We start from the raw sequence: 11,748 nt of genomic DNA, 5'->3' as shown, positions 1-11,748 counted from the left end.
GCTCAACACTCGAGGCAAGATAAACCGCCGAGCCTAAGTCGAAGCGCTTGCCCAATATCCCGCCGGATTATGCCCTCGGCTACTTCAATCAAAGAAGGTCGCGGCTCGGCCTTGAGCGAGCGAAAGCGAGCTTTCTGTATTGGGCCCCTTGGGCGTAGCGCCGAGCAGTGGAGGCCGAAAGCGGAAACAGACAGCCGGATGTCTGAGCGAAGCGAGTTTCCGGCTGGCCCGCTTTCGGCCGGAGCCGCGCAGGGTATCGGCGCGAAGCGCCGACGCAAGACAGGGTGTCTTTTGTTTTGGTGCCTTTTATTTGGACAAGCAAATAAAAGACACTCGCGCAGCAGCGCGAAACCCCAGGCCAAAATTAGCCGCGCGGTTGATTCAGATAGAAGGCGTCAGGCGTGCGTCGGATTAATGGTTCGTCGCCCAGAACACGGCCAAGTCGTTGCACGAGGGAAGCGTCGCGCCACGCTAGGCGCCAGCTCCGGCTAGCTCGACTTCGCCTTCAACATCCGCGCCAGTTCACCCACAAACCCGCGCCGGAACAACAGCACACAGACCACGAAAATACCGCCGATGGCGACCTGGACCCAAGAGCCGAAGGAGGCCAGCTCGTCCTGCAGGGTGATGACTGCAGCCGCACCGGCAATCGGCCCGAACAGCGTGCCCATGCCGCCGAGCAGGGTCATGAGCACCACCTCGCCTGACATCTGCCAGTGCACGTCGGTGAGCGAAGCGAACTGGAAGATCACGGACTTGGTGGCACCGGCGGTGCCGGCCAGCGTGGCCGAGAGCGTGAAGGCGATCAGTTTGAATCGCTCGACGTTGTAGCCCAGCGAACGCGCCCGCGGCTCGTTCTCACGGATGGCGGTCAGGATCTGGCCGAACGGGGAGTGGATGGTGCGATAGATGATCAGGAAACCGGCCATGAAAATCGCGAACACGAAGTAGTACATCGTGATCGGCTGGTTCAGATCGAACACGCCCAGCAGCGTGCCGCGTGGGATGCCCTGCAGGCCGTTCTCGCCGCCGGTGAACGGCAGCTTGAGGGCGAGGAAGAAGATGATCTGTGCCAGTGCCAGCGTGATCATCGCGAAATAGATGCCCTGGCGGCGGATCGCCAGCGCGCCGAAGATCGCGCCCAGCACCATGGCGAACAGGGTGCCGGTGAGAATGCCCGGCAGCGGGGCGAAGCCCCAGGCGGTGATTACATGCCCGGTGATATACGCGGCACCACCGAAGAATGCCGCGTGACCGAAGGACAGCAGCCCGACATAGCCCAGCAGCAGGTTGAACGCGCAGGCGAACAGCGCGAAGCACAGCAGCTTCATCGCGAACACGGGATACATGAGCCAGGGCGCGGCCAGCCCCAGCACGATCAGCAATACCCAGAAGACTTTGTTCATACGAAATACGGTTCCGAGGTCGCCGTGATCATCCGTCGGCCTTGCCGAACAGGCCCGCCGGCCGGATCAGCAGCACGATCACCATGATGAAGAAGATCACCGTATTGGCCGCCGGCGGATAGAGCGCCTGGGTCAGCCCCTGCACGAGGCCGAGCGTGAGGCCGGTGACGATGGCACCGAGAATCGAGCCCATGCCGCCGATGACCACGACCGCAAACACGGTGATGATCAGGTCCGCGCCCATCAGCGGGCTCACCGAATAGATCGGTGCGGCCAGCACGCCGGCGAGTGCCGCCAGCGCCACGCCGAAGCCGAAGGTGAGCGTGACCATGCGCGGTACGTTGATGCCGAAGGCCTCGACCAGCTTCGGGTTCTCCTGGCCGGCGCGCAGCACCGCGCCGAGGCTGGTGCGCTCGATCATGAACCATGTCGCAAAGCAGACGATGATCGACAGGACGATCGCGAACAGCCGGTACTTCGGGAAGTACATGAAGCCGAGGTTCACGATGCCGTTCAGCATTTCCGGCGTGGCCGGATAGGCCGTGCCGGAAATATTGAAATAGTTGGACAGTACGCCCTGCAGTACCAGGGCGACGCCGAAGGTCAGCAACAGACCGTAGATATGGTCGAACTGGTACAGACGGCGCAGCATGAACCGCTCCATGAGCATGCCGAAGCAGCCCACGACCAGTGGTGCGACGAACAGGGCCCACCAGAACCCCATCTGGAAATCCGGGTAGCCCAACCATGGGCCGATATAGGAATAGCCGATCAACGCCACAAACGCGCCCAGCATGTAGAGCGCGCCGTGGGCGAAGTTGATGACGTTGAGCAACCCGAAGATGATCGCCAGGCCGAGGCTGAGCATGGCGTAGAACACGCCCTGGCTCAGCCCCAGCATCGTCTGCGCCAGTATGGCGTCGAGGTTCATGGCTTACAGTCCTTGCTTGCCCGTGGCCTTACTGCTTGACCAGCGAGCAGGCGCTTTCGGAGATCGGGATGTAGGCGTCGGCGGCGGGAATCGTGCTCACGATATCGAGCAGGTCCCAGTCGCTTTCAGATTCTTCCGGCGTCTTCACCTTGGCGAGGTACATGTCATGCGACATCAGTCCGTTGGCTTCGATCTTGCCGTTCTGGACAAAGAAGTCGTTGAGCTCCATCTCGCCCAGCTGCTTGCGCACTGGTGCGGCCGCGTCGCTGCCCGAGGCCTTGATCGCCTCCAAATAGTGCATCACGGCCGAGTAGACGCCCGCCTGCACCATGGTCGGCATGGCGCCGTGCTTTTCGAAGAAGCGCTGCGACCACTTGCGGCTTTCCTCGTTGCGGTCCCAGTAGAAGGCCGTCGTGAACTGCAGGCCCTTGGCCGTATCCAGGCCGAGTGCCTTCACGTCGGTCAGGAAGACGAGCATGCCGGCCAGTTTCTGGCCGCGCTGCACGATGCCGAACGAGTTGGCCTGCTTGATCGAGTTGACCGTGTCACCGCCGGCATTGGCGAGGCCGATCACGTCGGCACCGGAACTGCTGGCCTGTAGCAGGTAGGAGGAGAAGTCGGTGGTGCTCAGCGGCGCTTCCACGCTACCCATGACCTCGCCGCCCATTTCCTTGACCACGCGCGAGGTGTTGTCGCGCAGCGAATGCCCGAAGGCGTAGTCCGCAGTGATGAAGAACCAGCTCTTGCCGCCGTTCTCGACCATGGCGGTCGCGGTGCCGACCGGCAACGCGTAGGTGTCGTAGACGTAGTGGATGCCGTACTTGGAGCACTGGCTTTCGGTGAGTTCCACCGAGCCGGCGCCGGTGTTCATGGTGATCGTGTCCTTGCCGGACGCCAGGCCCTGCACAGCCAGGCCGACTGCCGAGTTGTCCATGCCCACGAGCATGTCGACCTTGTCGCGGTCGATCCAGCGGCGCGCGATCGACGAGGCCACGTCGGCCTTGTTCTGGTGATCGGCGGAGACGATCTCGATCTCTTCGCCCAGCACCGAGCCGCCAAAGTCCTCGACGGCCATCTCGGCTGCGATCACGGCGCCCGGGCCTTCGATCGCCTTGTAGACGCCCGACATGTCGCTGAGCACGCCGATCTTGACGCTGCCGTTGGTTGCGCCGTCGGCGGCGAGGGCGGTGGAGCCGAAGGCCGCGACACCTGCGGCGCAGACGGCGGTGACGAGTGATTTGTTCATTGTGGTCTCTCCCCCGGGGCTCTGCCCCATTTTCTTAATGCTTCAAGACGCGTTATTCAGACACTCAGGAACTGGTTGATGCGTTCTTTCTTGGTCTCGGCCTCGTGCGACTGGATCACCTCGGCCACCTGGCCGTGCTCGATGATGTAGTGGCGGTCGGCCAGCGGCGCGGCGAAATGGAAGTTCTGTTCCACCAGCACGATGGTCAGGCCGCGATCCTTCATCTGACGAATGGTGTCGCCCAGTGCCTGAACGATGACGGGCGCAAGGCCTTCGGTGATCTCGTCGAGCAGCAACAGGCGGGCGCCGGTACGCAGTACGCGTGCCATCGCCAACATCTGCTGTTCGCCGCCGGACAGCTGCATGCCCATGCTGCGCCGGCGTTCGGCGAGGTTCGGGAACATGGCGTAGATCTCGTCCATGCTCATGCCGTCGTCGCCGAGTTTGGGCGGCAGGGCGAGGTTTTCGTCCACGTTCAGGCGCGCGAAGATGCCGCGCTCCTCCGGGCAGTAGCCGAGCATGCCCAGGCGCGCGATCTTGTGGGTGGGCTGGTCGATGACCTGTTTGCCTCCGACGGTGATCGAGCCGCTGCGCTTGTCGACCATGCCGAGAATGGATTTCAGCGTGGTCGTGCGGCCGGCGCCGTTGCGCCCGAGCAGGGTTACGACTTCGCCTTCGCTCACCGTCAGATTTACGCCGTGCAGGATGTGCGACTCGCCGTACCAGGCGTTCAGATCCTTGATCTCGAGCAACTCAGGCATGGGCCGTTCCCATATAGGCTTCCATCACGGCCGGGTCTTTCGAGACCTGCGAATACGGCCCCTCGGCCAGAATCTCGCCGCGATTGAGCACGGTGATCTTGTCCGCCAAAGTCGAGACGACCTTCAGGTTGTGTTCGACCATCAGGATGGTGCGGTCGGCGGCGACCTGACGGATGAGTGCAGTGACCTTTCCCACGTCCTCGGCACTCATGCCCTGGGTCGGTTCATCGAGCAGCATCAGCTTCGGATCAAGCGCGAGGGTGGTCGCGATTTCGAGCGCGCGTTTTCGGCCATAGGCCAACTCCACGCTCGTGGTTTCGGCGAACTCGGCCAGTCCGACTTCCTCGAGCAGCTTCATTGCCTGCTCGGTAGTCGTATCGAGCACCTTGTCCGAACGCCAGAAGTGATAGGACAGGCCGAGATGCCGTTGTAGTGCGACCTTCACGTTATCGATCACGCTCAGGTGCGGAAAGATCGCCGAGATCTGGAACGAGCGGACCATGCCGCGGTTGGCGATATCGGTGGGCTTGTGCCGGGTAATGTCCGTGCCGTCGTAGACAATGCTGCCGGACGTCGGCGCGATGAAGCGGGTGAGCAGGTTGAAGACCGTGGTCTTGCCGGCGCCATTGGGCCCGATCAGCGCATGGATGCTGCCGCGCTCCACGTCCAGGTCGACATTGCTCACGGCCGCAAAGCCAGCAAACGTCTTGGTCAGGCCCCGGGCCTTGAGGATCGCGTCCGTCATGACCCGATCGTCAGGTTATGCGGGCGTCGCCGTGTCGTTCGGTTGATGGGTCGTGCCATACCGCCGCTTTATCGGTGAGTCGTATAAAAGGTGACAAGTTCGTCAGTTCTCGTCCGACTCTACTGGCACGGTGGCACGCGGGTTATTCGACGTTAGTCGCGTATGGCTACGCGAAATGCTTGCAGGAGAAAGGCTGCAGTATGAAGTGGGTTGGCGAAGCCGGGCTGGTGGCCGACGCGCTCAGGCTTCGCTGGCGCAGGCCCGGCAGGTGCCGCCGATCTCGATCGTCTCGTGATCGATCTTGAAGCCGGCACGCTTCGCCTCATGCGCCAGCGCATGGTCGACTTCCGGGCTCGGAATCTCGGCCACGCGTTCGCAGGAGCGACAGATCAGGAACTTCGGATGGCCTTGCCCGTGGCCGGCATCGCAGCCAATGAAAGCGTTCAACGACTCGATCTTGTGGATCAGCCCGGCGTCGAGCAGGAAATCCAGCGCGCGGTAGACCGTCGGCGGCGCAGCATTACCGCGCTCCTGGCCGATCGTATGCAGCAGATCGTAGGCCTTGGTCGGGCGATGGTTGTCCCAGATCAGTTCCAGCACGCGCCGACGGATCGCGGTGAGGCGCAGGCCCTGTTCGTTGCACAGCAACTCTGCGCGTGTCAGCGCATCGGAAATACAGGCCGAATGATCATGGCCGTGGGCGTTGAATACGGATTTCGGACGGCTGGCAGTCATGAGGATGGCGGGGTTTCCGGAGGCGTACAGGTTTCACCTACGTGCGAATGGCCATGACGGGGGCAGTGGCCCGATCGCGTGTAACGAAAATTCTGAATATGGGCGACCGCGATCAACAGCCCGCCGACCACGGTAACGGACCGCTCGACGATATCAGCGCCCAGTGCATGGGCACCGAAGGCCGCCAGTATCAGCGCGATCACGCCCAGGGTGCCGAACAGCGGCACGACGTTGCGCCGGTGGCGGCGATAGCCTGCACCGAGTGCGACCACGGTCGTCGGGATGATCACGATCAGGATCAGCTGATGGAACGTGCCGTGTTCGACCACCGCAAAGCCGAACACCGGAAACAGGGCGAGCACCAGCGGCAGCGCCAGACAATGCACAAGACAAAGCGCCGACAGGGCGACTGCGGCCTTGTCGAGTTTGCCGGTAACATTGTGGGATGAGCCCTGGCTCACGATGGCGCCTGATTGGATAAGCCGAATCGTTAATATATAACATTTGTAAAGGAGCGAGTATGGGACGGCGAGAAAATGCACTCGGAATGCGTGGTTACGCTGCCGCCATGGTGGCGGGGGTGCTCTCGCTTGCGCTGATGGGCTGCAGTGAGTCCCAGGCGCCGGATTGCGGCGGCCTCAAGGTCGAGGGACCGTGGGTGCGGGAAGCGCCTTCCGGTGCCGATGTGATGGGTGCCTATTTCACGCTCGTGAACGAAGGCGACAGCAAGGTTGTGTTGACCGGCGTCAGCAGCAGCCAGTTCGATCGCGCCGAAATGCACGAGACCGTGGTCGACGACGATGGCCAGGCCAGCATGCAGCCCATGGAACAGGTCGCCATACCGGCCGGCGAAACGGTCGAGTTCCGCTCCGGTGGTCGTCACGTGATGCTGTTCTCGCCCAGCCAGGCCTATGCCGCGGGCGACCAGGTCGAGCTGATCCTGGCCTGTGGTGACCAGGGCACGGAACTGCCGGTCGCCGCGACCGTGCGAGCGGAACAGCCGGGCGCGCCGACGTCGGGCGACCAGGGCATGGACCACAGCAATATGGATCATGGGTCGATGGATCACGGTGATTCCATGAACGGTGACGGGATGGACAAGAACAAGTCCAGGCACCAGGACCAAAGTGAAACTGCCGGTGACGCCAACGAGGATTCGGCCAGCGCCGAATGACGAGTCGATGGAGCTGAATTTCACCAAGATGCACGGCCTCGGCAACGACTTCGTCGTGCTCGATGGCAGCAGGACGCCGATCGAGCTCGATGCGATTGCCGCCCGCGCCATCGCTGATCGGCATTTCGGCATCGGCTGCGACCAGATCCTCATCGTCGACCCGCCGCGCAACGCCAACGCTGACTTCGGTTATCGCATCCTCAATTCGGACGGCAGCGAATCCGGCCAGTGCGGCAACGGCGCGCGCTGCTTTGCACGATATGTGCGCGAACAGGGGCTCACGGACAAGCGCGAGATCATCGTCGATGTCTGCGATGGCCAGATGGTGATCGAGGATCTGGGCGGTCATCGTTTTCGTGTCGCCTTGGGCGTACCGGCCTTTGCGCCGGCCGAGATTCCGCTCGCCGACTTCGAGCAGGCCGACAGCTATACGCTCGATGATGTCGCCGGCGGGCCTGTCGAGTTTGCCGCACTTGCGATCGGCAACCCGCATGCGGTCCTGCGCGTAGAAGATGTGGACAGCGCTGCTGTTGAGACCGTCGGCCCTTCGCTGGAAAGCCATCCGGCGTTTCCCGAGCGGGTGAACGTGGGATTCCTGCAGGTCGTCGCGCGTGATCGCGTACGCCTGCGCGTGTACGAACGCGGGGCCGGCGAGACACTGGCCTGTGGCAGTGGCGCCGCCGCTGCAGTGGTCGCCGGCATAGCCTCTGGCGCGCTGGACAGCCATGTGAGCGTGGAGTTGCCGGGGGGCGTCGCCGAGGTGGACTGGGCAGGACCGTCGAAGCCGGTATATTTAAGTGGTCCGGCCGAGCGCGTATTCGATGGCAAGCTGGTATCGTCGGAGTCGAAGGCGTAACGGCGCTGGCGCCACACAACGCCGCCTTCTATTGGGGGCCGTCAGGCCGTGTGAGCGTTTTCTCACGTCAAGAGATGGTTCGAAATGAACGAAGCCGAAAAACAAAGTCCCACTCCTGAACTCGACGAAGCCGAAGTCGCGGCCTATCTGCAGGCCCATCCCGATCTGATCAGCCGCTATCCGGCGGTGTTGGAAGCGCTGAGCGTGCCGCACGAAAGCGGCTCGGCCGTGTCGCTGATCGAGCGCCAGGTCAACGGTCTGCGCACGACCAATCGCCAGCTGCAGTCGCGCTTCAACGATCTGGTGGAAAAAGCGCGTGACAACGAGCAGCGCGTGGTTCAGCTCAACCGGCTGGCCAAGGTGCTGGTTTCGGCCGGCACCGCCGCCGAGCTGGTGCCCGAGCTGGCGTACTGCCTGCAGCAGCATCTCGATGTCGACCATATCTATGTCGGTTTGTCCGGCAACAGCGGCGAAGTCGAAGCCCTGGCCGACGGGGAGATCCATGCGATCGTCGACGACAATGCCGCCGGCAAGGCGCTGACCAACGTCTATCGTCGAGGCAAGCCGATCTGTGGCCCGCTGTCGGAAGAGCAGTCGGAAGCGCTGTTTTCCACGCGGAGCAACGATGTGCCGGCACTCGCCAGCGCGGCCATGATTCCGCTCGGCACCAACGGCGTGCACGGCGCGCTGGTACTGGCCAGCCGCAAGGGCACGCGCTTCGTGCCGGATATGGGCACGCTGTTCCTTGAGCTGATGGGCGAGCTGGTCACGGCAGCACTCCAGCGCCTGCTGGGTCGCGAGGCGCTGCCCTAGCGCGTATTCGGCCGGCCCATCGCGGGCCGGCGAGGGCTGACGCATGAGCGAACTGTCGCTGCGGGTCGAGGCATTTCTCGAGCATCTCGCGCACGAGCGGCGTGTCTCCGCGCATACGCACAGCGCGTATGCGCGCGATCTCGGTACGGCCCGAGATTGGCTGGAGGAGCGCGCCGTGGCCGACTGGTCGCGCGTGACGACGGCCGACCTACGCGAATTCGTCGCCGCCCGCCATCGGGCCGGGCTCAAGCCCGCCAGCCTGTCGCGGCTGGTTTCGGCGCTGCGCAGCTTTTATGTCTGGCAGATGCGCGAAGGCCTGGCCACACGCAATCCCGGGCTCGATGTCCGCGCCCCCAAGCGCCCCCCGCGACTGCCGGAAACGGTGGACGTGGACGATCTGGCGCACATACTGGATGTCGCCCCCGAGGCGGATATCGATATCCGCGACCACGCCCTGCTGGAACTGTTCTATTCCGCCGGCGTGCGCCTGGCAGAAGCGGTGGGTCTCGATGTGCACGACGTCGATCTCGCTGGCGGCGAAGCGCGCGTGCTCGGCAAGGGCTCGCGCCAGCGCAGCGTACCGATCGGCTCACGCGCCATTGCCGCATTGAAGAACTGGCTGCGCATTCGCCCGCAGTGGGCCGCGGCCGGCGAGACGGCGCTGTTCGTATCCGCGCGCGGCACGCGCCTGTCGCGCTCCAGCGTGGCCGCCCGAATGGACGGCTGGGCGCAGCGCCACGGCCTGCCGGTGCACCTGCATCCGCACAAGCTGCGCCATTCCTTTGCCACCCATGTGCTCGAATCCAGCGCGGATCTGCGTGCCGTGCAGGAGCTGCTCGGTCACGCCAATATCGGTACCACGCAGATCTATACCCATCTGGATTTTGCCCATCTGGCCAAGGTCTACGACGCCGCGCATCCGCGTGCCCATCAACGCGCCCATGAAAGCGTCGAGGGCGCCGAGGAATAGCCCAAACTGAACGGCGGCCGTACGGCCCGCGAACGAATTTTCTTGAATCGGGTTCGCCACGGCCCCAACTCGAAACAGATCGACGTCAACGCGGGAAGAACGCTTTGAAACAATTCGACGGCACAACGATTCTGGCCGTGCGCCATAACGGCAAGACGGCCCTGGCCGGCGACGGCCAGGTTTCCATGGGCGACACCATGTTCAAGGGCAACGCCCGCAAGGTGCGTCGTCTCTACGGCGACAAGGTCCTGGCCGGTTTTGCCGGCGGCACGGCCGATGCCTTCACGCTGTTCGAGCGTTTCGAGGGCAAGCTGCAGGAACACGGCGGTCAGCTGGTCAAGTCGGCCGTCGAAATGGCCAAGGACTGGCGTACCGACCGCGCGCTGCGCCGGCTGGAAGCGCTGCTGCTCGTCGCCGACGAGACCGCCACGCTGATGATCTCCGGCAACGGCGACGTCATGGAGCCCGAATTCTCCTGCATGGCGATCGGTTCCGGCGGCGCCTATGCACAGGCTGCCGGCCGCGCACTGGCCGAAAACACCGAAATGGACGCGCCGACCATCGCGGAAACCGCGATGCATATCGCCGCGGACACCTGTATCTATACCAATCACCACATCACCGTCGAGGTGCTGGAAAATGTCTGAAACAGCTCCCGAGACCGTAGCCGACGACAACCGCGAAACACCGGTGTTGCCGCGCCACGAAATGACTCCGCGCGAGATCGTTGCGGAACTTGACCGCCACATCATTGGCCAGGCCGAAGCCAAGCGTTCGGTCGCCATTGCGCTGCGCAACCGCTGGCGGCGGATGCAGCTGGATGAATCCATCCGCGGCGAGATCACGCCCAAGAACATCCTCATGATCGGCCCGACCGGTGTTGGCAAGACCGAGATCGCACGGCGGCTGGCGAAGCTCGCCAACGCGCCGTTCACCAAGATCGAGGCGACCAAGTTCACCGAAGTCGGCTATGTCGGCAAGGAAGTGGACTCGATCATCCGCGATCTGGTGGAAGTCGCCATCAAGATGACGCGCGAGGCCGCCAAGAAGGAAGTGCGGATCAAGGCCGAAGACGCTGCCGAGGAACGCATCCTCGACGCGCTGTTGCCGCGCCCGCAGAACTGGGACGAGGCCAACGAGTCCGACCAGAAGGCCACGGAATCCACCGCCACGCGGCAGGTATTCCGCAAGCGCCTGCGTGAAGGCAAGCTCGACGACAAGGAAATCGAGCTGGAGCTGCAGCAGGGCGGCCAGAGCTTCGAGATCATGGCGCCCCCGGGCATGGAGGAGATGACCAATCAGCTCCAGTCCATGTTCCAGAACATGAAGGGCGACAAGACCAAGCGCAAGAAGATAAAGATCAAGGACGCCTATCGCCAGATCGTGGACGAGGAAGCCGCGAAGCTGGTCGACGAGGAACAGATCAAGTCGCAGGCCATCGAGCAGGTGGAGAACAGCGGCATCGTCTTCATCGACGAGATCGACAAGGTCTGCAAGCGCTCCGATGCCGGTGGCGGCAGCGGTGGCGATGTCTCCCGTGAAGGCGTGCAGCGCGACCTGCTGCCGCTCGTGGAAGGCTCCACCATCTCCACCAAATACGGCATGGTGCGCACCGACCACATCCTGTTCATTGCCTCGGGCGCCTTCCACGTCGCCAAGCCGTCGGACCTGATTCCGGAACTGCAGGGCCGCCTGCCGATCCGGGTCGAGCTCGACGCGCTCAAGGCCGAGGACTTCGTGCGCATCCTCACCGAGCCGCACTGCTCGCTTACCGAACAGTACGGCGCGCTGATGAACACCGAAGGCGTGTCCATCGAGTTCACCGATGACGGCGTGCATCGCATCGCCGAGATGGCCTTCAAGGTCAACGAAGGCACCGAGAACATCGGCGCCCGGCGTCTGCATACCGTGATGGAACGACTGATGGAGGAAATCTCCTTCGAGGCCCCGGACAAGTCTGGCGAGTCGCTCAAGATCGACGCGGCCTATGTCGACGGCAAGCTCAAGGATCTGGCAGCCGACGAAGACCTGTCGCGCTATATTCTCTAGCGGACAGGTCGGATACCGGGCGAAAAAAGCCCGCATCGAGCCGGGGCGGGTTTATCCTGTCC

General features: G+C 63.3%; 13 protein-coding genes. 6 read left to right on the top strand and 7 right to left on the bottom strand.

Translation table 11 applies throughout. From position 1 onward, the window contains the following. Positions 1-488: 488 nt before the first annotated feature. The 7 genes from SADO_RS07475 to SADO_RS07445 form a co-directional block, all read right to left on the bottom strand. Positions 489-1,406 (bottom strand): branched-chain amino acid ABC transporter permease, encoded by a 918-nt coding sequence (locus SADO_RS07475; protein WP_353110553.1) that lies wholly within the window; start codon positions 1,404-1,406, stop codon positions 489-491. A gap of 28 nt (positions 1,407-1,434) precedes the next feature. Further along, positions 1,435-2,337, bottom strand: coding sequence for a branched-chain amino acid ABC transporter permease (locus SADO_RS07470; protein WP_353110552.1), 903 nt, complete (start codon positions 2,335-2,337; stop codon positions 1,435-1,437). A 28-nt stretch (positions 2,338-2,365) separates the two neighbouring features. Beyond that, positions 2,366-3,583, bottom strand: a complete 1,218-nt coding sequence (locus tag SADO_RS07465) for an ABC transporter substrate-binding protein (protein ID WP_353110551.1) — start codon at positions 3,581-3,583, stop codon at positions 2,366-2,368. A 56-nt stretch (positions 3,584-3,639) separates the two neighbouring features. Next, positions 3,640-4,344 (bottom strand): ABC transporter ATP-binding protein, encoded by a 705-nt coding sequence (locus SADO_RS07460; protein WP_353110550.1) that lies wholly within the window; start codon positions 4,342-4,344, stop codon positions 3,640-3,642. Further along, the gene (locus SADO_RS07455; protein WP_353110549.1) at positions 4,337-5,089 is read right to left on the bottom strand and encodes an ABC transporter ATP-binding protein; all 753 of its coding nucleotides are present in this window, start codon (positions 5,087-5,089) and stop codon (positions 4,337-4,339) included. Before SADO_RS07455 ends, SADO_RS07460 begins: the two co-directional genes overlap by 8 nt. A 240-nt stretch (positions 5,090-5,329) precedes the next feature. Further along, positions 5,330-5,824 (bottom strand): Fur family transcriptional regulator, encoded by a 495-nt coding sequence (locus tag SADO_RS07450; protein ID WP_353110548.1) that lies wholly within the window; start codon positions 5,822-5,824, stop codon positions 5,330-5,332. Further along, the gene (locus tag SADO_RS07445) at positions 5,821-6,285 is read right to left on the bottom strand and encodes a MerC domain-containing protein (protein ID WP_353110547.1); all 465 of its coding nucleotides are present in this window, start codon (positions 6,283-6,285) and stop codon (positions 5,821-5,823) included. Before SADO_RS07445 ends, SADO_RS07450 begins: the two co-directional genes overlap by 4 nt. A 59-nt stretch (positions 6,286-6,344) precedes the next feature. Between SADO_RS07445 and SADO_RS07440 the strand changes: the two genes are divergently transcribed. From SADO_RS07440 to hslU, 6 genes are all read left to right on the top strand, one after another. Continuing rightward, a complete protein-coding gene (locus SADO_RS07440) occupies positions 6,345-6,998 on the top strand; it encodes a copper chaperone PCu(A)C (protein ID WP_353110546.1) in 654 nt (217 codons plus the stop codon). Between the two features lie 7 nt (positions 6,999-7,005). Then, entirely contained in the window at positions 7,006-7,854 is an 849-nt protein-coding gene (dapF, locus tag SADO_RS07435) for a diaminopimelate epimerase (protein ID WP_353110545.1), read from the top strand. Between the two features lie 84 nt (positions 7,855-7,938). Further along, positions 7,939-8,667, top strand: a complete 729-nt coding sequence (locus tag SADO_RS07430; RefSeq protein ID WP_353110544.1) for a DUF484 family protein — start codon at positions 7,939-7,941, stop codon at positions 8,665-8,667. Between the two features lie 43 nt (positions 8,668-8,710). Beyond that, positions 8,711-9,637 (top strand): tyrosine recombinase XerC, encoded by a 927-nt coding sequence (gene xerC / locus SADO_RS07425; RefSeq protein WP_353110543.1) that lies wholly within the window; start codon positions 8,711-8,713, stop codon positions 9,635-9,637. Positions 9,638-9,741: 104 nt separating this feature from the next. Beyond that, complete coding sequence (gene hslV, locus SADO_RS07420) at positions 9,742-10,284, top strand: ATP-dependent protease subunit HslV (RefSeq protein ID WP_353110542.1); 543 nt, start codon at positions 9,742-9,744, stop codon at positions 10,282-10,284. A 61-nt stretch (positions 10,285-10,345) separates the two neighbouring features. Beyond that, positions 10,346-11,686 (top strand): ATP-dependent protease ATPase subunit HslU, encoded by a 1,341-nt coding sequence (gene hslU, locus SADO_RS07415; RefSeq protein ID WP_353110967.1) that lies wholly within the window; start codon positions 10,346-10,348, stop codon positions 11,684-11,686. The last annotated feature ends 62 nt before the right edge of the window (positions 11,687-11,748 follow it).

This window comes from Salinisphaera dokdonensis CL-ES53 (assembly GCF_040361215.1).
In the GTDB taxonomy this organism is placed as follows: Bacteria; Pseudomonadota; Gammaproteobacteria; order Nevskiales; family Salinisphaeraceae; genus Salinisphaera; species Salinisphaera dokdonensis.
This window is presented reverse-complemented; position numbering and strand designations above follow the sequence as displayed.

Excerpts from the sequence above, each read along its gene's own strand:
- SADO_RS07475 (WP_353110553.1), bottom strand. The coding sequence starts at position 1,406 with ATGAACAAAGTCTTCTGGGTATTGCTGATCGTGCTGGGGCTGGCCGCG.
- SADO_RS07470 (WP_353110552.1), bottom strand. The coding sequence starts at position 2,337 with ATGAACCTCGACGCCATACTGGCGCAGACGATGCTGGGGCTGAGCCAG.
- SADO_RS07465 (WP_353110551.1), bottom strand. The coding sequence starts at position 3,583 with ATGAACAAATCACTCGTCACCGCCGTCTGCGCCGCAGGTGTCGCGGCC.
- SADO_RS07460 (WP_353110550.1), bottom strand. The coding sequence starts at position 4,344 with ATGCCTGAGTTGCTCGAGATCAAGGATCTGAACGCCTGGTACGGCGAG.
- SADO_RS07455 (WP_353110549.1), bottom strand. The coding sequence starts at position 5,089 with ATGACGGACGCGATCCTCAAGGCCCGGGGCCTGACCAAGACGTTTGCT.
- SADO_RS07450 (WP_353110548.1), bottom strand. The coding sequence starts at position 5,824 with ATGACTGCCAGCCGTCCGAAATCCGTATTCAACGCCCACGGCCATGAT.
- SADO_RS07440 (WP_353110546.1), top strand. The coding sequence starts at position 6,345 with ATGGGACGGCGAGAAAATGCACTCGGAATGCGTGGTTACGCTGCCGCC.
- dapF (WP_353110545.1), top strand. The coding sequence starts at position 7,006 with ATGGAGCTGAATTTCACCAAGATGCACGGCCTCGGCAACGACTTCGTC.
- SADO_RS07430 (WP_353110544.1), top strand. The coding sequence starts at position 7,939 with ATGAACGAAGCCGAAAAACAAAGTCCCACTCCTGAACTCGACGAAGCC.
- xerC (WP_353110543.1), top strand. The coding sequence starts at position 8,711 with ATGAGCGAACTGTCGCTGCGGGTCGAGGCATTTCTCGAGCATCTCGCG.
- hslU (WP_353110967.1), top strand. The coding sequence starts at position 10,346 with ATGACTCCGCGCGAGATCGTTGCGGAACTTGACCGCCACATCATTGGC.